Source organism: Magnetococcales bacterium, assembly GCA_015228935.1.
GTDB lineage: Bacteria > Pseudomonadota > Magnetococcia > Magnetococcales > DC0425bin3 > HA3dbin3.
On record JADGCO010000037.1, the window covers coordinates 17,250 to 39,668 of the forward strand.

The window sequence follows — 22,419 nt, forward strand, 5'->3', positions numbered from 1 at the left end:
ACCGACCGGTGAGAATCCAGGCCATGACCGAAAAAAGTCGTCCGTTTTTTTCCTACTGGCGGGTCATGCGGGAAATGATGCGGTTTTTTCCCTGGCGCGGCCTGACCATCCTGGTCTGTCTGGTCATCTCCAGCACCATGGAAGGGGTGGGGCTGGCCTCCCTGCTGCCGGTGTTCAATCTCTCCCTGGGAGCTGCCGGAGGACCTGCTTCCGAAATTCAAAAATTGATTCTGCAACCCCTGGAGTATCTGGGGTTGCCCACCACCCTGGGCATGCTGCTCGGCGTGATTGCGCTGGCCCTGCTGATCAAGGCCCTGACCAAACTCTTCGCCATGACCCTGGTAGGCTATGCCGCAGCCCACATCATCACCCATTTGCGCCTGGAGCTGATTCGTGGTTTGACCGAGGCCAAATGGGGCTATTTTACCGGACAGCCGGTGGGACGGCTCTCCAATGCCCTGGGCATGGAGGCCACCCGGGCAGCCAGTGCCTTCATGTCGGGTACCGAGATGACGGCCTCGCTGATTCGCAGCGCACTCTTGCTGGGCACGGCCATATTTCTCTCCTGGCAGGTGTGTCTGGCTGCGGTCATCGTCAGTCTGTTGATCTATTTCATCCTTAAAAACACGGTCCATGGCATTCATCGGGCCGGGCAGGACAAAACCCGTCTTTCCAACCAGATGCTGATTCGCCTGGCCGACACCCTGCAAGGCATGAAGCCCCTCAAGGCCATGGCCCGGGAAAACCGCCTGCTCCCTTTCCTGGAAAAGCTGGTGCAGGGCTTGAACCTGGCGGAACGGCAGATGGCATTCAATCGCTACGTCATGGCTTCCATGCCGGAACCCATCATGGCCTTGTTCATGGCCATCGGCATCCATCAGGCCGTGACTCGCTGGCATGTTGACTTGTCGGTACTGATGGTTCTGGCCCTGCTGTTCAGTCGTATCGTCGGCACCTTTGGCGTCTTGCAGTTGCACCTGCAAAACCTGATGGATGTCGAGAGCGCCTACTGGTCCCTGCGCGAAGCGATCACCCATGCCCAGGCGGAGGAAGAACGCAGCGAAGGCCGGACCCCTCCCGGTTTTCACCAGGCCATCCGCATGGAAAACGTGTCGTTCGCTTTTGGGGAAAAACAGTTGCTGAAGGATTTATCCTTGGAAATTCCGGCTGGGCAGTTTGTCACCATTGCCGGACCCTCGGGGGCCGGCAAGACCACCCTGGTGGACATGATCATTGGCCTGTATCGTCCGCAACAGGGTGAGATTACCATCGACGGATTTTCCATGGCCGATATGGACCTGCGGGCTTGGCGACGGCGCATTGGCTACGTCCCCCAGGAAATGTTCCTGTTTCACGACACCATCCTGGCCAACCTGACCCTGGGCGATGATTCGGTGACCTTAGAGGCCGTCCAGGCCGCGTTGCAGCAGGCCGAGGCCTGGGATTTTGTCCAGTCGTTGCCGGAGGGGTTGCATACCGTCATTGGCGAACGGGGTTCCAAACTTTCCGGCGGGCAGCGGCAACGTATTGCCATTGCCCGTGCCCTGCTCGGCAATCCCGACCTGCTCATCCTGGATGAATCCACCACAGCCCTCGATCCCCCCACCGAACGCGCCATTTGTCAGACTTTACGGGGTTTGGCAGGCCGGGTCACCATCCTGGCCATCACCCATCAAACCGAACTGGTCCAGGCCGCCGACCGGGTGTTTCAGGTGGCCAATGGCAAGATTCTCCAGATAGAAAACAAATCAAAATAATTGACAGAGTCCATTGTGTCCGCCGTGGTGGAACAATTAGTACAAATATTACGCAGTCGAACAGACTATGCATGGCAACGGTTGGCCGATAATATTGCCCTGGATTTCCAAAATCTTCCCTCCCCAGATCATTTTCCTGCATCGCATGGCAACAATGTCCAGCCCAAACCGGCAGCAGCCTTCGCGCAACAAATAGGTACCCTCATTCAATCAGCAGTAAATTTAAATCTGAACGATTCCGAATTTTCTGCATGTTATAAAAAAATTGTGGCTGCCTCTTTCCGACTGGAAAATCAATCCAAAAAAGTTCCACATTATAAGCTCGCAGGTAACCAGGCCAATCGGTGCAAAATAGAACCTGATTCGGAACGTCTTTTTACTCGTTATCTCTCGGTTTATGATTTTTACCGCGCCTTCATTTATAAACAAAATAAAATCATGCCTTTACCTGAATCCATAAGAAGTGAAACCAATTATTTTTTTAATAATATATATAACGCCCATGACAATGAAGCCGTTGAAGGATGGATGGCCAGAGAGGATGATGCACAGGCTTTGGATCCCATGAACATGGACCGCTATCCAACTCCCGCATGGATCGTACCATGGAAAGATGCTCCACACCGATATCATTCCAATCCGATTGATGTGATCAAAATATTGGCTTTGCCGGGATATGCAACACAAGAAGATCGCGCAAATAAAATCGGATTGGTGGCTGTCACTTTCGATCTACCTGACGATGTCTTTATTTTGAAACCAACAATCCTTGATGCCCTGGAGCAGAAACAATCTTTTTTTCTTCCAGGTCGAACGTTGGAGTGTCAGGGGATGACCTGTCCCCTGGCGGACGATTTGCAAAATAATGACACAGAGCAAATAGGCAAGGGGGTTCCAGAATTCATTTGCAAACCACTCCGGGTTCCAGTCAGAATCAACAGGCGGACCATGGTCAAATTGGTGGGCACTTTCTGAGCAAAAGGTTTGGTACATCCATGGAGACTTATCGCCAGGAATATCGCAAGAAACTGAAAGAAACTGCCGCAGAGGGTGAGGAGCCTCTGTGGGTTCTCATGCGCAAGCGTTTTCTTGAGGGTGATGGACCGATTCTTGCCGAAGAAGAGGAGGACCTGACGGATGTGGTCCGCCGAGTCTGGTTGGAAGGACCCCCCGAGGTTCGCCATACCATCTTCCAAGTGCTGAACAATAAAATCATGGATCCATTTTTAAAAATCTTCAGCCATCCTGACGCTCATCAGGCCGATGCTGACTTGCCGATTCTTGCAGTCGATGCTTTGACATTATTGGAAGGTTTGCAAGCCTGGGGACCATTGAAAGATGAAATAAAAATTTTTTCCAAAAAAGTTTTAGATGATTTTCCATCATTTTTAAAGGTATTATCTAATATAGACACAAACAATTCTATCATATTAAAAATGCAATTAAAATTTGAGAGAATCTATCTTAATTTATTGGAGGATCGTGACGATATAGAAGGAACCTTGTCCAATTATTGGATAAATGATGAGGAGAATCTTTCCATCGTAAAAATTGATCGCAATTCCCATATTCTCGAAATGCTCGCCCGGCTTCGGCCAGAGATTCTTACTCAAAATCTCGAATATCTTGAAAAATTTTTCTGGCAAACCCGCCAACCTCCCTTGGGGGTTGACCCTGAACGGTGGTTGACACAGGATCGTTCAGGTTTGCTGCGTGGTGTTTTTCTCTCCATTAATTATTTAATGGGAAATCATAATGAATTTAAAAGAAATTTTTCTTACTCGTTGGATGGTCCTGAACTGAGTCTCTGGCACCATGTCGATAAAGACTATTTTGATGAGGAAATCCGCCGCCTTGTCAATTTTTTGGGTATTTCCCTGGATTTGAATCGCCAAACACGAGAAGAAATGCTTAAGGAAATTAAAATTTTAAAATCCAGAAAAAGCATTATTATGGCCAGATCATTTGTAACTTTCGAAGATAAAGGAAGATCGGTACGGGAAAATATGTTTATGCCTGGCTGAATATCCTCGCAAAAAAACTCCTGTGGCGCAGAACGACTCAGGCGCTTTTTCTGATCAGCAGACGCCGCCCCAGCCGGAGCAGGTCATCCACATAGGTAAAGACAACCGGAATCACCAGCAACGATAAAAATGTCGAAGTGATCAAGCCGCCAATGACGACAATGGCCATGGGAGAACGAAAACTTGGTTCGGCACCCAGGCCAAGCGCCACCGGCAGCATGCCCGCTGCCATGGCAATGGTCGTCATGACAATGGGCCGGGCACGCTTGCGGCAGGCATCCAGCAGGGCCTCGATGCGACTGAGATTTCGCTCGCGTCGGGCCACAATGGCATACTCGACAAGCAGGATGGAATTTTTGGTGGTCACCCCCATCAACATGAGAATGCCGATCACCGAAGGCATCGAAAACGAGTTGTGGGTGATCAAAAGCGAGACAAACGCCCCGCCCAAAGAGAGCGGCAAGGCCGCCAGAATGGTGACCGGTTGCAGAAAATCCCGGAACAACAAGACGAGGACAATGTAAATACAGAGAATGCCAATCGACATGGCCGTACCAAAACTTTTGAACAGCTCCATCATGCGTTGCGCATCCCCATCAATCGGGCGTTTGACACCTGCCGGCAGCTTGTTCAAGGAAGGCATTTTGTTGACCTCGGCCAGGACATCCCCAATGATGCGCTGACCCAATTCAATGTTGGTCCCGACCCGACGCATTCTGTCCAGGCGATCAATCTGGGTGGGACCACTGCTCATCCGCACCGTGGCAAAACTTTCCAGAAGCTGCACGCCATTGCGGGTGATCACCGGCAATTGCCGCACGGCATCCAGGTTTGCCCGCAGGGCCGGTTCCATGCGCACCCGCATGGGAACCTGACGCTGGGGCAGATTGAGTTTGGGCAGCAACACCATGTAATCCCCCGCCGTGGCCAGACGCACGACCTGGGCAACCACATCGCTCGTGATGCCCAGATCGGCGGCCCGGGCAAAATCGGGCACGACATGGATTTCGGGACGTTCCAGGGAGGCATTCGAGACAATATTGCCCACCCCTTGCAGGGTATGCAAATCCTGGCTCACCCCGCTCACGGCCACGGCAAGCGCATCGGGATCGTCGCTGGCCAGGGTCACCACAAGCTTGGTCCCGGGTTCTGCCGCCACAATGGCCACCCGAACACCCGGAATCAGGCGCAGGCGTTGCCGGATTTCATCTTCAATCATGAACTGTTTTTTGGTGCGTTCCCGGCGATCCAGCAGGTTGACGGTCAAGGTTGCCTTGCGCACATCGCTCCAGGAACCGCCACCCAATGGTCCGCCATCGGGGTTTGCCGCCGAGCCGGCCACGGCAAAAACCCCTGTCACTTCCGGCATCTCCCGCAACATGGCCACGGCGCGTTCGGTGACGGCACGGGTCTCGGCCAGGGCACTGCCCGGAGGGAGTTCCAGGGTGACGATGGTCTGACCCCGGTCGGAAACAGGAATGAATCCGGTCGGCAGAAGTGGAATCAACCGCAGAGAACCCACAAAAAACATCAGGGTCACCACCAGAGTCAAAAACCGGTGGGTCATGCAGAAACGGGCCGCGACCAGATAGACACGCAACATTCTCCCCTCGGGAACATCATGGTCAATCGGGCGCAGAATATAGGCCGCCATCATGGGAGTCAGCAACCGGGCCACCAGCAATGAGGCCAGGATGGCACTGACCGCCGTGATGCCAAACGAACGGAAAAACATCCCCGGTATACCCCCCATGAATGCCGTGGGCATGAACACCGCCACCAGGGTAAAAGTCGTGGCAATCACCGCCAGACCGATTTCGTCGGCTGCTTCCATGGCCGCCTGATAGGGTTTTTTGCCCATGCGCAGGTGGCGAACAATGTTTTCCACCTCGACAATGGCATCATCGACCAGAATGCCCACCACCAGAGCCAGCGCCAACAGGGTCAGCGTGTCCAGACTGAATCCGGATATTTTCATGATGATGAAAGCCGGAATGATGGAGAGCGGCAAGGCCGTGGCCGATACAAAAGTCGCCCGCCAATCACGCAAAAACCACCAAACCACCACGACCGCCAGAAATGCCCCTTCATAGAGCAGTTCCATGGATCCCTTGTAATTGTCCTGCACCCGGGAAATGGTGTTGTAGGCTTCGACAATCCGGATTTGCGGATGGTTGGCGTTGAATTCCTTGACGGCCTGCCGCACGGCCTCGGCGACGGTCACTTCGCTCCGCCCCTTGGAACGGGTGATTTCAAAACCCACCACCGGACGACCATCCAGCAAGGCGACCGAACCCCGTTCGGCAATGCCATCCGTGATTCCGGCCACGCTGCTCAGGGATATCCGCCGACCATCGGCAAGCGGAATTTCCAGGTTGAACAAATCCGCCACGGATTCGGCAGCGGCCAGGGTGCGTACATATTGGATCGTCCCGGCGATATCTCCCCGTCCCCCGGAGACATCCTTGCGGATTTTGCGCAAGGCGTTGGAAATATCCGTGGCCGTCACGCCCAGCGCCCGCATGCGCAAGGGATCCAGATCCACATGCACCTCGCGCTCCACACCACCCAGACGACTGAATTTGCCGACGCCCGGCACCGCAAAAACGGCCTTGGCCACATCGTTGTCCACAAACCAGGAGAGGTCCATCTCGTCCATGTTGGACGATTCCACTGCAAAGGCGAGGATGGTTCCTCCGGCAGTGGTTTTTTTCGAGACCACCGGGGCGGTCAAATCCTGGGGCAGATCGGGCCGGACACTGTCCACGGCATTCCGCACTTCATTGAGGGCGATTTCGGGATTCTTGTCGATGACAAACTCCACCCCGACGCTGACCACCCCATCGGTCAACGTTGTATAGACATGTTCCACGCCCCCCAGAGTGGCGACGGCATCTTCAATCTTGCGTGCAACATCTGTTTCCAATTGGGCGGGAGCCGCCCCATCGAGAGTCGCCGCCACCATGATGACCGGTACTTCGATATCGGGAAAATTCTGGATCCCCAACCCGCGAAAGGCCCCGATCCCCAAAAACGTGAGCAACATGAACAACAGGATGGCCGGTACCGGATCGCGGATTGACCAGGAGGATACATTCATGGGGTCACATCCCCGGTCACCACACGCACCCGATCTCCGTCATGCAAAAAAGCACCACCTGCGACCACCACCCGGGTATCCGGTTGCACGCCTGCCGTGATTTCGACCCGTTGACCCTGGCGGCGTCCGGTGCTGATCTTGCGTTGGACCACACGTTCACCAGTAGTCATTTCAAAAACATAGGCATTGCCGTCATGCATGACGATGGCCGATTGCGGCAGGGTCATGGCACCTGTCGTTCCCAACTGGATTTCACCCTGGACAAACATGCCGGCCCGGAATGCAGATCCGGGGGGAAGATCGAAATAGACCAGACCCCGGCGGTTGTTGGGATCGAGAACCGGTGCCACCTGTCGTGCCACAACGTTGAGGGTCTGGCCATCGTCCAGGGACAGACGCGCCTGAACCCCGGCCTGGACACGGGCCATCTGCCCGGCGGTGAGTTCGGCCCGCCACTCCAGCCGTCCCTGCCGCAACAGGCGAAACATGTCGCCACCCACCTGGACCACGGATCCCAGTGTCGCATTGCGGGCCGTGATCACCCCATCATCGGCAGCCAGGATATGGGTCTGCCGCAAACGTACCTCATCCACCCCCATGGCCGCCTTGACTGCCTCCAGTTCCGCCCGGACGGCCTTTTCCGTCAGCAAATATTGGGTTGATTGTTGTTCGGACATGGCACTGGAGCCTTTGAGGTCACGCGCCCGATTGGCATTGCTTGCGGCCAAAGCGAGGTTGGCTTCCGTGCGCGCCACGTTGGCACGGTGCTGGACCAGAACGGCCTGCAATGTCGCATCGGAGAGACGTGCCAACTCCTGGCCACGCTTGACCTGACTCCCCACATCCACCAGCAGGGAGGTGACGGCCAATCCCCCAATCTCCGAGGCCACCACAGATTCCTGCCAGGCATGAATGCCGCCACTGACCAACAGGGTCAGGGGCCAGTTTTCCTGTTGCGGCATGGCCACCGTCACCGTCAGTACCGGATTCGCTTCGGCAGCGTGGGGTGGAGCCGCCGCAGTGGATGTCTTGCCCCATGTCATAACGCTCCCGGCACATGCAAGGATCAGCATCATGCCGAACAGGCGTTGACCCATTTCCATCTTGCATCTCCCAATCCGAACAGAAGGATCTGTCCAAGAGGCTGTCTAATAACTTGTTGATTTCGAAAAAACGAATGAAAAACCGGGATGGAGATCCAGGGGAAGGGCTGCGCCATTCCTCCTGACCTGATCATCCCTGTCAACAACCATCACTGCCGACCATTCAGAAAACCATCCTGGATTCAATTCGTTCCCGGTCATCAGGACATTTCATTCCAGATACCGGTCGCAAAGAGCCTCAAGGAAGCTGTCCCATGGCCGGATCATCCCTGATCAAGTGAATCCGCCCCGTGGCCGGATCGCCATCCGAGAGACGACTCTTCGTTCGAAAAAAATCACCCCGAAACCCGTTTGCATGCGGCTTCCCTGCATGCAACCGCAGGGAAGCCGTCTCATGACCGAATCGATACCCGAACGGGTTTTCTATTTTCTTTTCAGGACTGCGGTCAAATAATCGGCCAGAACCATGTAGTGATTCAGGGCGGCCACCCGGGCGGCATCCTGACCGGCAGTATTTTGCAGGCGCAGATTGGCCCCTCTTGATTGCAGGAGTTTCACCGCCTCGATATGTCCATGCGCTGCTGCCATAAGCAGGGGGGCATTTCCTTCCTTGTCCTGCAAATTGAGCGGCGCTCCCATATCCATCAGGATGGCCATTTCCCGGGTTCGATTGTGGGCTGCGGCCCAGTGGAGGGCACTGCGGCCTTTATTGTCAACGGAGCGAATATCGGCCCCATTGGCCAGCAGGAGATGCATCGTCAGATCGCGACCATCCATGGCGGCCCAGGTCAGCGGGGTTCTTCCCCCTTTGTCGGCAAGATTGATTTTGGCCTGCATTTCCAGGAGGGTCTGCACAGCCTGCAAGCGACCCTCGTGAGAGGCGATGATCAGGGGAGATACCCCATCTTCATCCAGTTTGTTGGGATCAATTTTGCTTGTCCCACTCAGGAGCTTGCGCAGCTCTTTGGCGTCACCTCTGGCGGCGGCGTCAAACAGGGGATCGCTTCCCTTTTTATGCTCGCCGGCCTCGGCATGCTCATGATGTTCATGAGTGGCATGCATGTCAACCTTGGCATCTTTCGCCTTGGCACCCTGTGGACGGGATTTTGCCTTATCGTTGCCATCTTTCAAGATGCCCTTGTCGGCGAGATATTTTTGTGTATCCGCCAATTCCAGCAGAGAGGCCACCCGACCCCAACCACCGGCATGGGCACGATCCAGGGCTGACTGACCATTCTTGTCGCGCAGGGAGAGATCGGCCCCGCTGCCCAGGAGCAGCAACACGGAATTGAAGCGCCCTGCCGTTGCGGCCCACATGAGTGCTGTCTCCTTGTCCGCATTGACCATGTCCAGGTTGGCACCCCGATCCACCAGGATTTCCAGAATATGGATATGCTCCTCGCGGGCAGCCCACATCAGGGCCGAGGCACTCATCGAATCCATGACCTCGTCATGTTTCAGGCGTTCGATATCGGCAGCATCGATCTTGCCCCCTTCATGACCATGCTCGTGATGTTCCTCTTCATGTTCCTCTTCGCCGCTGAACAGAAAATCCGGTGGAATCCTGCGATCCAGCATCATGCGCACCGCAGCGGCATTACCCTTGCGGACCGCCTGGATGAACCATTCATCCATGCGCATGGACCAACTGTCGCCCGCATAAAGGAGAATGGCCAAGCCTAGAAAAAATTGCCAAACAGTCTCTTTTTTCATGAAGGTTCCCTTGCGTTTTCTCAAAATCAGAAGACCTTTCCGGAAATCAGGAAACTCGGAATAGGGTCCGCTCCGTGGATCATCGAATCAACCCATCCCCGTCGCCTCACAGTGTACCTGCACATCCGAGTGTGAGGGAAGACGGAATTTTGACTTTGTTCTTGACCAGTCGGGAGGGATATAAAAGGAGACAGGCGAGCAAGGCTGCCGGACATGGTCCCCGGTTGCGCGCATCCCCCCCCCACGTGTTGTTCGTATTGACAAGGAGCCGACGGGAATGGATCTCAATGCATTGACAGCCCTCTCTCCCCTGGATGGCCGATATGGCAGCAAGGTTGCCAATCTGCGAAAAATTTTTTCAGAATTCGGCCTGATCCGCTTGCGGGTCCTCGTGGAATTGCGCTGGCTGGAAGCCCTGGCCGCCGAAGCCAACATACCCGAAATTCCTCCATTCAGTAAAAAGACCCGGGAAATGCTGGTTGCGATCAGCACGGATTTTTCGGAACCGGATGCCCAACGGGTCAAGGAGATCGAGGCAACCACCAATCACGATGTCAAGGCGGTGGAGTATTTCCTCAAGGAACGCTTCAAGGGAACACCGGTGGCACCGTTTGCCGAATTTTTGCATTTTGCCTGCACGTCGGAAGACATCAACAATCTGGCGCACGGCTTGATGTTGCAGGAGGCACGGCAGGAGGTGTTGTTGCCGATGATGGACCGGGTGATCCGGGGGATTGCGGATCTGGCCCGGCAACATCGCCATCTGGCCATGCTGGCCCGCACCCATGGCCAACCCGCCACGCCCACCACCCTGGGCAAGGAGATGGCCAATGTGGCCGCCCGTCTGCATCGGCAACGGGAGGTGTTCGCCGCCACACCGATTCCGGGCAAGATCAACGGAGCCGTGGGCAATTTCAACGCCCATGTGGTGGCCTATCCCGAAGTGGATTGGCCCGGATTGGCGGAACGGTTTGTCCAGGGATTGGGGTTGACGCACCAGACCTTCACCACCCAGATCGAACCCCACGATGGCATGGCGGAGTTGTTTCAGGCCCTGAGCCGTTTCAACACCGTCTTGCTGGATTTCAATCGCGATGTCTGGACCTACATTTCCCTGGGATATTTTCGGCAAAAGACCAGGGCAGGCGAAGTGGGTTCCTCCACGATGCCCCACAAGGTCAATCCCATCGATTTTGAAAATTCCGAGGGCAATCTGGGCATGGCCAATGCCATTCTGGGACATCTGGCCGCCAAACTGCCCCTCTCCCGGTTGCAGCGCGATCTGACCGACTCCACGGTGTTGCGCAATATGGGCATCGGCTGCGGATACACCTTGTTGGCGTGTGATTCGACCCTGAAGGGACTCGGCAAACTGGAGGCGGATCCCCACCGCATTGCCCGGGATTTGCAGGATGCCTGGGAAATTCTGGCCGAACCCATCCAGACCGTCATGCGCCGCCATGGAGTCCCCGAACCCTACGAACGTCTCAAAGAGCTGACCCGGAATCGCTCCGTGACCCGGGAAATTCTGCTCGGTTTCATCCAGGGGCTGGAAATTCCGGAAACAGCCAGGGCAGAGTTGCTGCGCCTGACCCCGGAGAGTTATATTGGTCTGGCCGCATCCCTGGTGGACAAATTGCCGGTTTGAAACAACGAACGCATATCATGGCCGACGCCTACCACATCGACAGCCACAAATTGATTTATCACCCGGCCCGCACGGCTGAATTGCTGGCGGTGGGTGACTCCTGGGAAAAGGCACGGGGAATCTATCCGATCTATATGGAAATTTCCCCCATCGGGGCCTGCAACCATCGGTGTACCTTCTGCGCGGTGGATTATGTGGGCTATGCCCCCAACCGCATGGAAGTCGCCATCCTGCGCGAGCGGTTGCCGGAAATGGGACGGCTCGGCGTCAAAAGCATCATGTATGGCGGCGAGGGCGAACCCCTGTTGCACAAGGAAATCAGCACCATCATCCAGATGACCCAGGCCGCCGGCATCGATGTGGCCCTGACCACGAATGCCAGCGTTTTCCCTCCCGACTTTCTGGATGTTGCCCTGCCGTGTCTGGCCTGGATGAAGGTTTCCATCAATGCCGGCTCCCCGGAAAACTACGCCCGCATCCATCGCACCAAAGAACGCGATTTTCATCAGGTCGTGGCGCACCTGACCGCTGCCGTGGCCCGCAAGCGATCCGCAGGATTGAGTTGCGTCATCGGTGCCCAGGCCCTGCTGCTTCCCGAAAATGCCGACGAAATGACCCAACTGGCACGCATCTGTCGGGATGAAATCGGCCTCGATTATCTCGTGATCAAACCCTATTCCCAGCACATGTTCAGCGAAACCCGTCTCTACAGCCAACTCGACTATCAGGAACTCGTGGCCCTGGAGAGTCAACTGCAAGGCCTGGATACCGACCGTTTCCAGGTGATTTTTCGGGCCGCGACCATGCGCAAGTATACGGCCACGGATCGTTACGAGCGGTGCCAGGCCACCCCGTTTCTGTGGGCCTACATCATGGCCGATGGCACGGTTTCCGGGTGCAGCGCCTTTCTGTTGGACAAACGCTTCGAATATGGCAACATCAATCACCAAACCTTCCAGGAAATCTGGGAAGGAGAAAAACGGCAGCAGGGATTCGAGTTTGTCCGCACACAGCTCGATATCGGTGCATGTCGGCGAAACTGCCGGATGGACGCCATCAATCGCTATCTGTACCAGATGACGGCCCATAAAATTCCTCATGTCAATTTTATCTGAACCCCGTCCGTGGATAAAAATTTTTTATTTAGGCTACAAAGATATCTGTTTTCATTCGTTTTTTGTAACCATTCAGAACCCCTTCATTATAAGGATTTGACATGGAAGACTTTGTTGGGGCTCCGCCCCAAACCCCGCCAGGAGGAAGGGCACAGCCCTTCCTCCTGGGCCTCCTTCCCAGTTTTTCAAACGTTTACTAAAATAGGCCGGTTTTTCATACCTTTTTTTGTAAAGGAGAGCCTGTTCCATGATGACATTGGTCACCGGGGGTGCCGGGTTCATTGGCAGCCATCTTTGTCAATTGCTGTTGGCCGAAGGACATGGTGTGCGCCTGGTGGATGATTTTTCCACCGGACGCCCGGAAAATCTGCGTGAATTCGAAGGCCATCCACGTCTGACGCTCCATCGAACCAGCATTTTACAACGTGCGGATCTGGACCGTTGCATGGCGGGAGTGGATTGGGTGTTTCACCTGGCCGGGTTGGCGGACATTGTCCCCTCCATCGAACAGCCGGAACGCTATTTTGCCGTCAATGTCCAGGGAACCCTCCAGGTCCTGGAAAGTGCCCGGGCCGCCGGAGTGCAACGCCTCGTTTATGCGGCATCCTCCTCGTCCTATGGCATTCCGGACCACTATCCGACGCCGGAAACCGCCCCCATGCGTGCCCAATATCCCTACGCCCTGACCAAATACATGGGCGAGGAACTTGTCCTGCACTGGGCACGCACCTATCGTTTGCCGGCCATCTCCCTGCGCATGTTCAACGTCTATGGTCCCCGCTCCCGGACCACCGGAGCCTATGGAGCCGTATTCGGGGTATTTCTCGCCCAGAAACTCAACAACAAACCCCTGACCGTGGTCGGAGACGGCAGCCAGAGCCGGGATTTCACCTTTGTGACCGATGTGGCGCGGGCCTTTCTGGCTGCGGCGGCCTCCCAGGTAAGCGGTGAAGCCATGAATGTAGGCAGCGGTGCCCACCAAAGCGTCAACCGGCTGGTGGAATTGTTGGGGTGCCGGGAGGTGGTCCACCTGCCCAAACGCCCCGGCGAACCCGATATCACCTTTGCCGATATCCGTAAAATCCACGATTTATTGGGATGGCAGGCGCAGGTTCCTTTTGCAACGGGAGTGGCACAAATGTTGGAACGCCTGGAAGATTGGCGCACGGCCCCGGTCTGGGAACCGGACTCCATCGCCAAGGCCACAGCCACCTGGTTCCGTTACCTGGACAGGGACAAGGATGGAACATCCCATACATAACCGCGTTGAAGCCATGCCATGAATCCAGATTCCTTTGCAGGTCCATCGGGTATTGTTTTGTCACTCTTGGCCATGGTTGGGGTATTGGCCGTGGCCTTGTGGGGTCGCAACAAAAAAAAGGCTGGACCTCCGGGTTCGACAGGTTTGCCAGTTGCACAAACCGTCTCTTCGAATCCGGAACCGGTTGCCGATACGTCTGCCGACGACTCTCTGATCCTGCCTGCGGCTGATTTTGTCACCCCTTCCTTTCTCTACCATGAATTATTGGAAGAAGGTCAGTTGCGTCCCGATGCTGACCAGCTCGCCGTCCTGCCCATCCTGGATGGTCTCGTGGTGGCCCTGCACCAGCCGGCCAAAAGAGGCATGTGGCGGGGTGTGGAAATCTGGCGTCTGGACAATCAACGTCCCGTGCCCAGAGGTCTCTACCTGTTTGGATCGGTCGGACGCGGCAAATCAATGCTCATGCAACTGATTTTTGACGCCACCGAAATCACGGCCAAACGGCGGGTCCATTTTCAGCCCTTCATGCGCGAACTTCAGGAACGCATGCATCAAAACAAGCCTCCACAAGGGGTCGATCTCATGCTGTTTATTGCCAGCCAGATCGCCACCGAGGCCCGTTTGTTGTGTTTTGACGAATTTTGCGTCACCAATATTGCCGATGCCATGCTGTTGGGACGTTTGCTGGAAGCACTGTTCAAATGCGGCGTGACGCTCTGCGCCACCAGCAACTGGCCCCCGGAAGACCTCTATCAGGAGGGTCTCAACCGGGGCCGTTTCATGCCTTTCATCAAGATTCTGACCGATCATGCCCAGGCCGTGAATCTCTCCCAGGGAGCAGACTGGCGGCGCAGCCGTGTCGTCGGTGAAACGTCGGACGAACAGGAACGGCCCCATACTCCCGAAGCGTTGTTTACCTGGCTGACCGGCACGATTCCCGAACCGGTCCCGGTCTCCTTCCAGGGAATGGAACTGACGGCTCTGGGTGCCGCAAAAAGGGTGTTCTGGTTTGATTTCAACACCCTGTGCAATCGGGCCATCGGCGTGGCCGAATACATGGATCTGGTCCAACAGACCGGAACCCTCCTCATTTCCGCCGTGCCCAAACTGGGTCCGGAAGCCGCCGATGCCGCCATGCGCCTGGTCGTGTTGATCGATCTCCTCTACGAAAGCCGTATCCCCCTGCGCATCTTCAGCGACGTCGCATTGGATCATCTCTGCACCACAGGACCCGTGGCCTTCGCCTTTCAAAGATCGGCGTCACGCATGCATGAATTGATGCGTTTATAACTGAAAATCCAAGGCAGAATGCCCACGTTCCCCGCCCGATTTTTGTATTGGCGAAGAGACATGAGAGAGTTATACTCAAGGTTCTACATTTCCTGGACCTGTTTTCTCGTCAGAGAGGATACCATGAGCAGCAGAATGTCCCATGCACTGGCCTTTGATGACTTGGCACAGGATCCCCTGCATCCAGCAGATACCGTGGAAATGGATGACAAAATCGACCGTTCCGGCCATGCCAATGTCCGCATCCCGGTTGACCATATTGAAAATATTCGCTCGATACCCGACCTTTCATATGCCGATTTGGCTTCTCTTTTTGATGTGTCACAACAAACAATTTATAGATGGTTTATGAAAGAATCAGATCCAGAAGTTGAAAAACATGGCATGATTATTAAATTAAGCCATATAGTTACTCTATTCAAAAATTCAGGGATCATTCAAGCGGGAGGCTTGATGAAAATAAAAACTTTTGCAGGACAATCTCTTTTGAGCTTATTAAAATCAGGCCATGAGTTTAGTAAAGAAGTTGATTTTTTAGTAAATATGGAGAGAGAAATGGAGTTGTCTTACAAAAATTCTGGACTTTCTTCATCAAAAGCAAAACCAACAAATGATTGGCAATCCTATATCTCCATACCTGGTTCACTTGAAACGAATTGAGGCGAGATGTGGGTACATTTGATCGTGATAGCAATGTGGAATGGGAGCAAGGATGCATTCTGGAAGCTCATGATGCCCATCGGCTTATTGAATCCATTGAATCGACTCAGTGTGTGGTTATTGTTTCTCACGATTGCGACTTGCGATATGACGGGGAACTTTCAGTCGAGATGATCGTTGGCTCTATAATACCTGAAATGAATCAAAATTTTGCCAAAGCCCGTCATCCCCGTTGCCTTCATTTGGAATATGCGACACAATCGGCAAGGGTCATCTGTGTTGAATTAAAGTTTTCAGAACGATTGTCTTTTGAAAAGAGTAACTTTACCGACATCATGCGCCCAAGCGGGGACCTTGTTCTGTCACATGATGGAAAAAGAGTTTTAAAACAGTGGCTTAGTTCACGGTATGGCAGACCGGCGTTCCCAAATGCGTTTGAAAAAAGGCTCAGAAAAAAGTATAAACAAAAAACCGTAGAAAAACACATTGCAAAAATCATTGAATCGGAAAGCAAATATTTAGTTGGAATTTTTTTGGATTTTGGAGATGGAAAACTCTCTGAATTACCAGAGGGGGTCCCATACGTCCTATCCATGTCGATTGTATATGATGTGATAGAAGGTGGCCTGGAGGCCACAAGATCGGCTGAAAAAATTTCACGTGCGTTGTACGAACTTTTTATTCATGCATTTGGCAAATTTGGTGCAACAACAGAAATTGCCCTTGAAAAATGCACAGCTGTGGCCGATGATAAATTCAGTCTTGCTGACCTTCGCAGAGTTATTCAATGGCGACTGGAATATCTCAGCTTGCGGGAACATCCGGCTGGTTACTTTCTTGCAGCCGGTGATACGCCAACATAAATGTTTATATATATCATCTGGTTGCATTATAGCCTTAAGTTAAGGAGAGATTCCATGCTGCTCGAAGTAAAACCCGACAGGATATTCATGGGCAAGCTGACTCACGACAGTGATCTGCTGGAAGAACTGAACCGGATCTGCCAGGAAAAAAACATCACCTCGGGCTGGCTGGAAGGGTTGGGAGCGGTCAAAAGGGCCAGGGTCGGATTTTATGATCAGAATACGCAGGAATATCGCTATGTTGACCTGGATGCCCCTCTTGAAATCACCCATCTGGTTGGCAACATTTCATCCAGGGATGGACAGCCCTTTGTCCATGCCCACATCACGTTTGCCGATCACAAAGGCGCGGCTTACGGCGGCCATCTCGCACCTGGGACAATTGTATTTGCAGGAGAAATTTTGATCCGGTCTTTTGCTTCCACGGAATTTTCTCGTGCCCTGGATCCGGTGACAGGTTTGTATCTGTGGAAGGGAGAGAGTGCATAGACCCTTTTTTCCGATTATTTTTCCTGGTTGACAGGCCGATAATGAAATGGACTGTGTCCACACGGGTGGCAATCCATTTCCTTCCCCATGCAAGGAGAATTTCATGAGTGTGTCGGTCGATGCGGCAAGTGCGGTACAAAACCCGCAGAGTACACGCCAGGCATCCGTAACGCGCCAGGCCAGTCCCTCAGAAGAACAAGGTGCCGGTGAAGCGGCTGAAACAAAAGTGCAAGAAACATCCGAACCCAAAAGTTCCGGAGGCAATCCTCCCCATGTAGGAAATAATTTAAACGTGGTGGGGTAGGCAGCCGTCTTGCATTTCTTGTATCAGCACCATGTACCTCCATTGAGTACACAGGATTTACTGGAGCCATTCTTGCCTGTTGGAAAGAATGGCTTTTTTTTGGCCATTTTTTCAATTGCCGGCAAGACATTGCCGCAGGTCGGCAGCCAGATTTTCCAGCATCTGAAAATAGGCATCCGGTCCGGGTTGCAGGGCACTGCCCAGCGGGTCCAAAACACCCAGACGCACGTCAAAATCCTTGAACAAACCCTGGATCATGGCCGGTTGAAACTGGGGTTCACTGAACAGGCATACCACTTTGGATTGTCGCAGCCGCTGATGCAGCTCCTGAATGCGACGCGCCCCGGGGGGCTGTTCCGGACGCAGGGTGATCGTGCCGACTCCGGCAAGTCCATAGCGGGTTTCAAAATATTGATAGGCATCGTGGAACACGATAAAAGGACGGTCGCGCACGGGAAGCAGGAGATTTCGCAATTGCAGATCCATGGCCTGCAACCGTTCCTGCACCCGCTGCCCGTTACGTTCAAACAAATTTTTTTGTTCCGGCCAAACGTCACCAAGAATACGGACCAGGGCTGCCACCAGAACCCGTCCATTTTCAGGATCCAACCAGACATGGGGATCCACAAGCGTTGCCTGGTCATGGTCGGCATGGGGATCGTTGTCATGTCCATGGTCAGACTTGGCATCCCGGGGCCCATTGTCATGTTGATGGTTGGCCTTGGCATCCCGGGGTTGATCATCATGCCCATGGGCAGCATCCCAAACCCCTCCCTGCCGACTGGGCAGGCGATGCAGGTCAGAAAGTTCCAGCATGGCCACGACCCGGCTCCGTGCCGCCAGTGATGCCAGGGGACGCTCCAGAAACAATTCCAATTCCCTGCCCACCCGCACGATCAACCGCGACTTTTCCAGGGCACGGGCATCCGAAGGCCGTAAAGTGTAGGTGTGGGGGGAAGCCGCACCATTCAGCAGCAGGGTGGGTGTGGCAAACCCCTCCATGATGCCCGCTACCAGAGAATGCACAGGCTTGATGGTGACCACAACCAAGCCATCGGCAGCGCTTGTTGCCGCCAGGACAGAAGAAGTCAAAAATGTCCAGATAAGACCGCAAAGCAAAACAAATCCTGGCGACATGAATCTGCCTCCCCAAAAATCACTTGCCTGCCTGATTGCCTTGGGCATGGAAATGTTATATCATAACATTTTGCGCTGGACCATGGGTTGCGAAAAAAATGGCTCAGGAGCGTAAAATCTCCCGCCATGCATTCACGAAAGGTGTGTCACACATGGGGCTGCTGCCAGTCTTTCTGGAACGGGATCACGATCATGAACGCTGTCTGCAAAAAACCCTCCAGGATGCAGAACGCATTTGCCGGGAACGCCGCCTGCGTCTGACACCTCAGCGGCAACGGGTTTTGGCAATCATTGCCAGCAGTCACAAGGCCGTAGGAGCCTATGACATATTGGAGATGATGACACCTGGAGGACCCTTGCCGGCCCCGGTGACGGTCTATCGTGCCCTGGAATTTTTGATGGCCCAGGGTTTGGTGCATCGTCTGGCCAGTTTGAATGCCTATGTGGCCTGCCGACATCCGGGAGCCGACCACGGTGCCCATTTTCTGGTATGTCGGCATTGTGCCACGGTTGCCGAAATGAGCAGTGCGGCGGTCTGGCACTCCATCCAGGAAAAAGCCGCCATGGCGGAATTTACGGTGGCCACACTGCTGGTCGAGGTGGCCGGGGTGTGTCGGCATTGTCGAGAACCTGTGGGACAGACCCCATGAACAAGGATGCATCGCCCCTGGTAACCGCCTCGGGTGTGGTCCTGACCATGGGCGGCGTGCGGGTTCTCTCCAGCGTGGAAATGAGCGTTTTGCCCGGGGAGATTGTGACGCTCATCGGTCCCAACGGGGCAGGCAAGACCACCCTGATCCGGGTATTGCTGGGCCTGATGCCACCCGATTCAGGAGATGTGGTCCGCCGCCCGGGGATTCGGATCGGATACGTCCCGCAACGTTTGCCGCTGGATCCAATCCTCCCCCTGACTGTTGCCCGTTTCATGACCCTGACCGACCGTCGTTCATTGGCAGCCTTGCAGGAAGCATTGGCAGAGACCGGCGTCGCCCATCTGGTTGCCGCGCCGGTTGCCAGATTGTCGGGCGGCGAGATGCAACGGGTCCTGCTGGCGCGTGCCCTGCTGCGTGAACCGGATCTGCTCGTCCTCGATGAACCCGTCCAGGGCGTCGATTTTGCCGGGGAAGGGGCCATGTATGAATTGATCGGCACCATTCGCAGCCGGCGTGGTTGCGGCATTCTGCTGGTATCGCATGATTTGCATGTGGTGATGGGGGCCACCGACCGGGTGATCTGCCTGAATGGGCATGTTTGTTGTGCCGGTGCCCCAGAGACCGTGAGTCGTGATCCGGAATATGCCCGCCTGTTTGGCCCGCATGCAGCTTCGGCCTATGCCATCTACGCCCATCGCCATGCCCGGAGCCAACATCCTGACCGTCCCCCTCACGCCCACTGCGATTGTGCGGAGAAACCGACTTGATCCTGACCCACCCGATTGTTTGCAGAGGTCGGCATGTTATTCGATGAGTTCCTTTGGCGTGCCCTGGCGGCAGGTGTTGGCGTGGCCCTGGTGGCGGGTCCCATGGGGTGTTTTGTCATTTGGCGGCGGATGGCCTATTTTGGCGACACCATGGCCCATTCGGCCCTGCTGGGGGTGGCCCTTGGCCTGATGTTTTCGTGGGGAACTGTCCCGGGAGTCGTGACCGTGACCATTCTGGTGGCCTTATTGCTGCTCACCTTGCAACGGCGTCCGGGTCTGGCCACGGATACCCTGTTGGGAATTCTTTCTCACCTCTCCCTGGCTGCCGGTCTGGTGGTTCTGGGATTGCTTTCCTGGCTGCGCGTCGATGTGATGGGGTATCTCTTTGGGGATATTCTGGCAGTGGATCGTCAGGAAATCATTTTGATCTTTGGCGGAGGTGGGCTTGCCCTGGCCATTCTGGCGCTGATCTGGCGACCACTGCTGGCCATCACGGTACATGAAGACCTGGCCCGTGCCGAAGGAGTCCCCGCCGCCCGGGTCCAAATGATCTACATGCTGCTTCTTTCCCTGGTCATTGCGCTCTCCATGAAAGTGATCGGGGTAATGTTGTTGACCTCCCTGCTGATCATTCCGGCAGCCACGGCCCGCCGCTTTGCCCCTTCCCCAGAAATCATGGCGTTTCTGGCCGCCCTGTTGGGTTGTGTGGCCGTGATTCTCGGCTTGTCCGCCTCCCTGGCATGGGATACCCCCTCGGGTCCCTCCATCGTGCTGGCAGCGGGTCTCTTATTTGTGGTCACGCTTGCCTATCCGCAAAAAAAACGCTGAAGGGTAAGCGGTCAACGATCCACATCTTCCCCCCGATGGGATACAAACAGATCACACTCGATGACCCAGGAGACAACCCATGGCCAAAACTGGGTGGTGCCCGACATTGACCTAATTGCCTGGTATGGTGTAAATTTTCTTCGACTCGGTGACATTGCCATGGAAGGAGAAAAATATGCTGCCCTTGGAAGCTTTTTGTTGCCAGAACCCAGATTGCCCGGATGCGGGGATCCGAGGAAAGAGGAACCTCAGGCGGCATGGCTATAGCGGCCATAAACAACAGATTCGAGGCTTGTTTTGCAAAACATGCCGTAAATATTTTTCCGAACGAAAAGGCACCGTGCTTGAACATAGCCGATTGGAAACAGGTAAAGCAGTTTCACTCCTGAAACATCTGCGTGACGGTTGTGGTGTCCGAAGTACTGGCCGTTTGGTTGGTGTGTCGCCTGACACCGTTGTACGGTACTCCCGTCTTGCTGGGAGTCACGGGTTCAGGTTGCACGATGAACTTGTTGCCATATCCCCTGCAACCAAGGAAGTGCAATTTGATGAAAAGTGGGGATTTGTTTTTCAAAAAGAGGCTCATTGCGCACCAGGTATCGAGGATCAGGGGGATAATTGGGATCACACCGCACTTGACGCAGAACATAGACTTATGTTGGCCGTTGTTCCTGGCAAGCGAACTGCGGAAAAATGCCACAAAGTTGTTTCTGAAGTAAAAAAACGAACAGAGGGGCGAACTGACTTGTTGCTGACATCTGACGAGCATGCTCCCTGCAAATCGGCCATCAAAGCAGCCTATACTGTTGAAGATCAACATCCTGAACATCGTCAGAGAAAAAAAAACCAAACGAAAAATGCCAGGGAATCTGTGCTATGCAACAGTCCGAAAGACCCGTGAAGGTGGATGCGTGGTCAGTGTGTTGAGAACACTGGTATTTGGGACATTCGCCCTTCTGGCTATGCTGCTTTTTCGGTCGAGTGTCAGCTCTACGATCAACACTTCCTTTGTTGAACGGCACAACGGAACAGACCGGCATTAAAATGCTCGTAAAGCAAGGAAAACGTTAAAATTTTCTAAAAATTGGGATGTTCACAACGCACTGACATATTTTGTCGGGTATGGCTACAATTTTTGCTGGCCAGTTCGGACCTTGCGCATCAAGGAACTGGGGAGGTGGAAGGCCCGAACACCAGCTATGGCAGCAGGTCTTGCGGATCACGTATGGTCAACTGAAGAGTGGGTCTTGTTCCCGGCTAGACCTGTTAGGTCAACATAGGACACGACCGAGTGTTGTACCGAATCCGAGAAATGTTGTCGTTCACGCTCTGGAGGAACTCCATGTCCCAAACCCTGACCATCGATGATATCTGGAAACTTTTTCACGAGACCAATCAACTGTTTCGGGAATCGGAGGCCAGGACAAAACACGATTTCCAGGAGGCCAGACGCCTGCTCAGGGAAGCGGAAGCCAGATCGGAACGCGATATCCAAGAAGCCAGACGTTTGTCCCGGGAAGCAGACGCCAGACTGGAACGCAACATCCAAGAGGCCAGACGACTCTCGCAAGAGGCAGAGGCCAGACTGGAACATGACCTTCAGGAAACCAGACGCCTGCTGCAGGAAGCAGATGACAAAGCGCAAGCCAGAATGGCACATGAGTTCCAGGAGGCCAGACGCCTGCTCCAGGAAGCGGATGACAAGGC

General features: G+C 54.4%; 20 protein-coding genes. 16 read left to right on the forward strand and 4 right to left on the reverse strand.

Annotated elements, in window-relative coordinates; genetic code table 11:
• The first annotated feature begins 23 nt into the window (after window positions 1-23).
• Genes HQL65_10525 through HQL65_10535 form a run of 3 tightly spaced genes read left to right on the forward strand, consistent with a single transcriptional unit; the run spans window position 24 to window position 3,781 of the window.
• Entirely contained in the window at window positions 24-1,757 is a 1,734-nt protein-coding gene (locus tag HQL65_10525) for an ABC transporter ATP-binding protein (GenBank protein MBF0136665.1), read from the forward strand.
• The gene (locus tag HQL65_10530; protein ID MBF0136666.1) at window positions 1,758-2,732 is read left to right on the forward strand and encodes a hypothetical protein; all 975 of its coding nucleotides are present in this window, start codon (window positions 1,758-1,760) and stop codon (window positions 2,730-2,732) included. It begins immediately after the preceding gene.
• A gap of 20 nt (window positions 2,733-2,752) precedes the next feature.
• Window positions 2,753-3,781, forward strand: coding sequence for a hypothetical protein (locus HQL65_10535; GenBank protein MBF0136667.1), 1,029 nt, complete (start codon window positions 2,753-2,755; stop codon window positions 3,779-3,781).
• Window positions 3,782-3,818: 37 nt separating this feature from the next.
• Here HQL65_10535 and HQL65_10540 read toward each other — a convergent pair whose 3' ends face one another.
• The 3 genes from HQL65_10540 to HQL65_10550 all read right to left on the reverse strand — a co-directional run bounded on the left by HQL65_10540 (window position 3,819) and on the right by HQL65_10550 (window position 9,697).
• A complete protein-coding gene (locus HQL65_10540) occupies window positions 3,819-6,881 on the reverse strand; it encodes an efflux RND transporter permease subunit (protein MBF0136668.1) in 3,063 nt (1,020 codons plus the stop codon).
• Entirely contained in the window at window positions 6,878-7,984 is a 1,107-nt protein-coding gene (locus tag HQL65_10545; protein MBF0136669.1) for an efflux RND transporter periplasmic adaptor subunit, read from the reverse strand. The genes HQL65_10540 and HQL65_10545 overlap by 4 nt, the downstream gene beginning before the upstream one ends.
• Window positions 7,985-8,407: 423 nt before the next feature.
• Window positions 8,408-9,697, reverse strand: coding sequence for an ankyrin repeat domain-containing protein (locus HQL65_10550; GenBank protein MBF0136670.1), 1,290 nt, complete (start codon window positions 9,695-9,697; stop codon window positions 8,408-8,410).
• Between the two features lie 277 nt (window positions 9,698-9,974).
• Between HQL65_10550 and purB the strand changes: the two genes are divergently transcribed.
• From purB to HQL65_10590, 8 genes are all read left to right on the forward strand, one after another.
• Window positions 9,975-11,345, forward strand: coding sequence for an adenylosuccinate lyase (gene purB, locus HQL65_10555; GenBank protein MBF0136671.1), 1,371 nt, complete (start codon window positions 9,975-9,977; stop codon window positions 11,343-11,345).
• A 17-nt stretch (window positions 11,346-11,362) separates the two neighbouring features.
• Window positions 11,363-12,460: a radical SAM protein gene (locus tag HQL65_10560; GenBank protein MBF0136672.1), complete on the forward strand. Its 1,098-nt coding sequence runs from the start codon at window positions 11,363-11,365 to the stop codon at window positions 12,458-12,460.
• Between the two features lie 247 nt (window positions 12,461-12,707).
• Entirely contained in the window at window positions 12,708-13,721 is a 1,014-nt protein-coding gene (locus tag HQL65_10565) for an NAD-dependent epimerase/dehydratase family protein (protein ID MBF0136673.1), read from the forward strand.
• An 18-nt stretch (window positions 13,722-13,739) separates the two neighbouring features.
• On the forward strand, window positions 13,740-15,011 hold the full coding sequence (gene zapE, locus HQL65_10570) for a cell division protein ZapE (GenBank protein ID MBF0136674.1): 1,272 nt from the start codon (window positions 13,740-13,742) through the stop codon (window positions 15,009-15,011).
• A gap of 123 nt (window positions 15,012-15,134) precedes the next feature.
• Window positions 15,135-15,671: a hypothetical protein gene (locus HQL65_10575; GenBank protein ID MBF0136675.1), complete on the forward strand. Its 537-nt coding sequence runs from the start codon at window positions 15,135-15,137 to the stop codon at window positions 15,669-15,671.
• Window positions 15,672-15,679: 8 nt separating this feature from the next.
• Complete coding sequence (locus tag HQL65_10580) at window positions 15,680-16,534, forward strand: hypothetical protein (protein MBF0136676.1); 855 nt, start codon at window positions 15,680-15,682, stop codon at window positions 16,532-16,534.
• Between the two features lie 54 nt (window positions 16,535-16,588).
• On the forward strand, window positions 16,589-17,023 hold the full coding sequence (locus HQL65_10585; protein ID MBF0136677.1) for a DNA-binding protein: 435 nt from the start codon (window positions 16,589-16,591) through the stop codon (window positions 17,021-17,023).
• 103 nt (window positions 17,024-17,126) lie between these two features.
• On the forward strand, window positions 17,127-17,327 hold the full coding sequence (locus HQL65_10590) for a hypothetical protein (GenBank protein ID MBF0136678.1): 201 nt from the start codon (window positions 17,127-17,129) through the stop codon (window positions 17,325-17,327).
• A gap of 111 nt (window positions 17,328-17,438) precedes the next feature.
• Here the strand turns inward: HQL65_10590 and HQL65_10595 are convergent, their stop codons facing one another.
• Window positions 17,439-18,464, reverse strand: a complete 1,026-nt coding sequence (locus tag HQL65_10595) for a zinc ABC transporter substrate-binding protein (protein ID MBF0136679.1) — start codon at window positions 18,462-18,464, stop codon at window positions 17,439-17,441.
• Window positions 18,465-18,616: 152 nt separating this feature from the next.
• On the opposite strand from HQL65_10595, the gene HQL65_10600 reads away from it, so the two are divergent.
• The 5 genes from HQL65_10600 to HQL65_10620 all read left to right on the forward strand — a co-directional run.
• Complete coding sequence (locus tag HQL65_10600; GenBank protein MBF0136680.1) at window positions 18,617-19,114, forward strand: transcriptional repressor; 498 nt, start codon at window positions 18,617-18,619, stop codon at window positions 19,112-19,114.
• Window positions 19,111-19,884 carry an ATP-binding cassette domain-containing protein gene (locus HQL65_10605; GenBank protein ID MBF0136681.1) on the forward strand — a complete coding sequence of 258 codons (774 nt, stop codon included), beginning with the start codon at window positions 19,111-19,113 and terminating at the stop codon, window positions 19,882-19,884. The genes HQL65_10600 and HQL65_10605 overlap by 4 nt, the downstream gene beginning before the upstream one ends.
• A 33-nt stretch (window positions 19,885-19,917) precedes the next feature.
• Window positions 19,918-20,712, forward strand: a complete 795-nt coding sequence (locus HQL65_10610) for a metal ABC transporter permease (GenBank protein MBF0136682.1) — start codon at window positions 19,918-19,920, stop codon at window positions 20,710-20,712.
• Between the two features lie 175 nt (window positions 20,713-20,887).
• On the forward strand, window positions 20,888-21,613 hold the full coding sequence (locus HQL65_10615; protein ID MBF0136683.1) for a hypothetical protein: 726 nt from the start codon (window positions 20,888-20,890) through the stop codon (window positions 21,611-21,613).
• Between the two features lie 441 nt (window positions 21,614-22,054).
• Window positions 22,055-22,419: hypothetical protein (locus HQL65_10620; protein MBF0136684.1), on the forward strand; the 365-nt coding region annotated here is incomplete at its 3' end.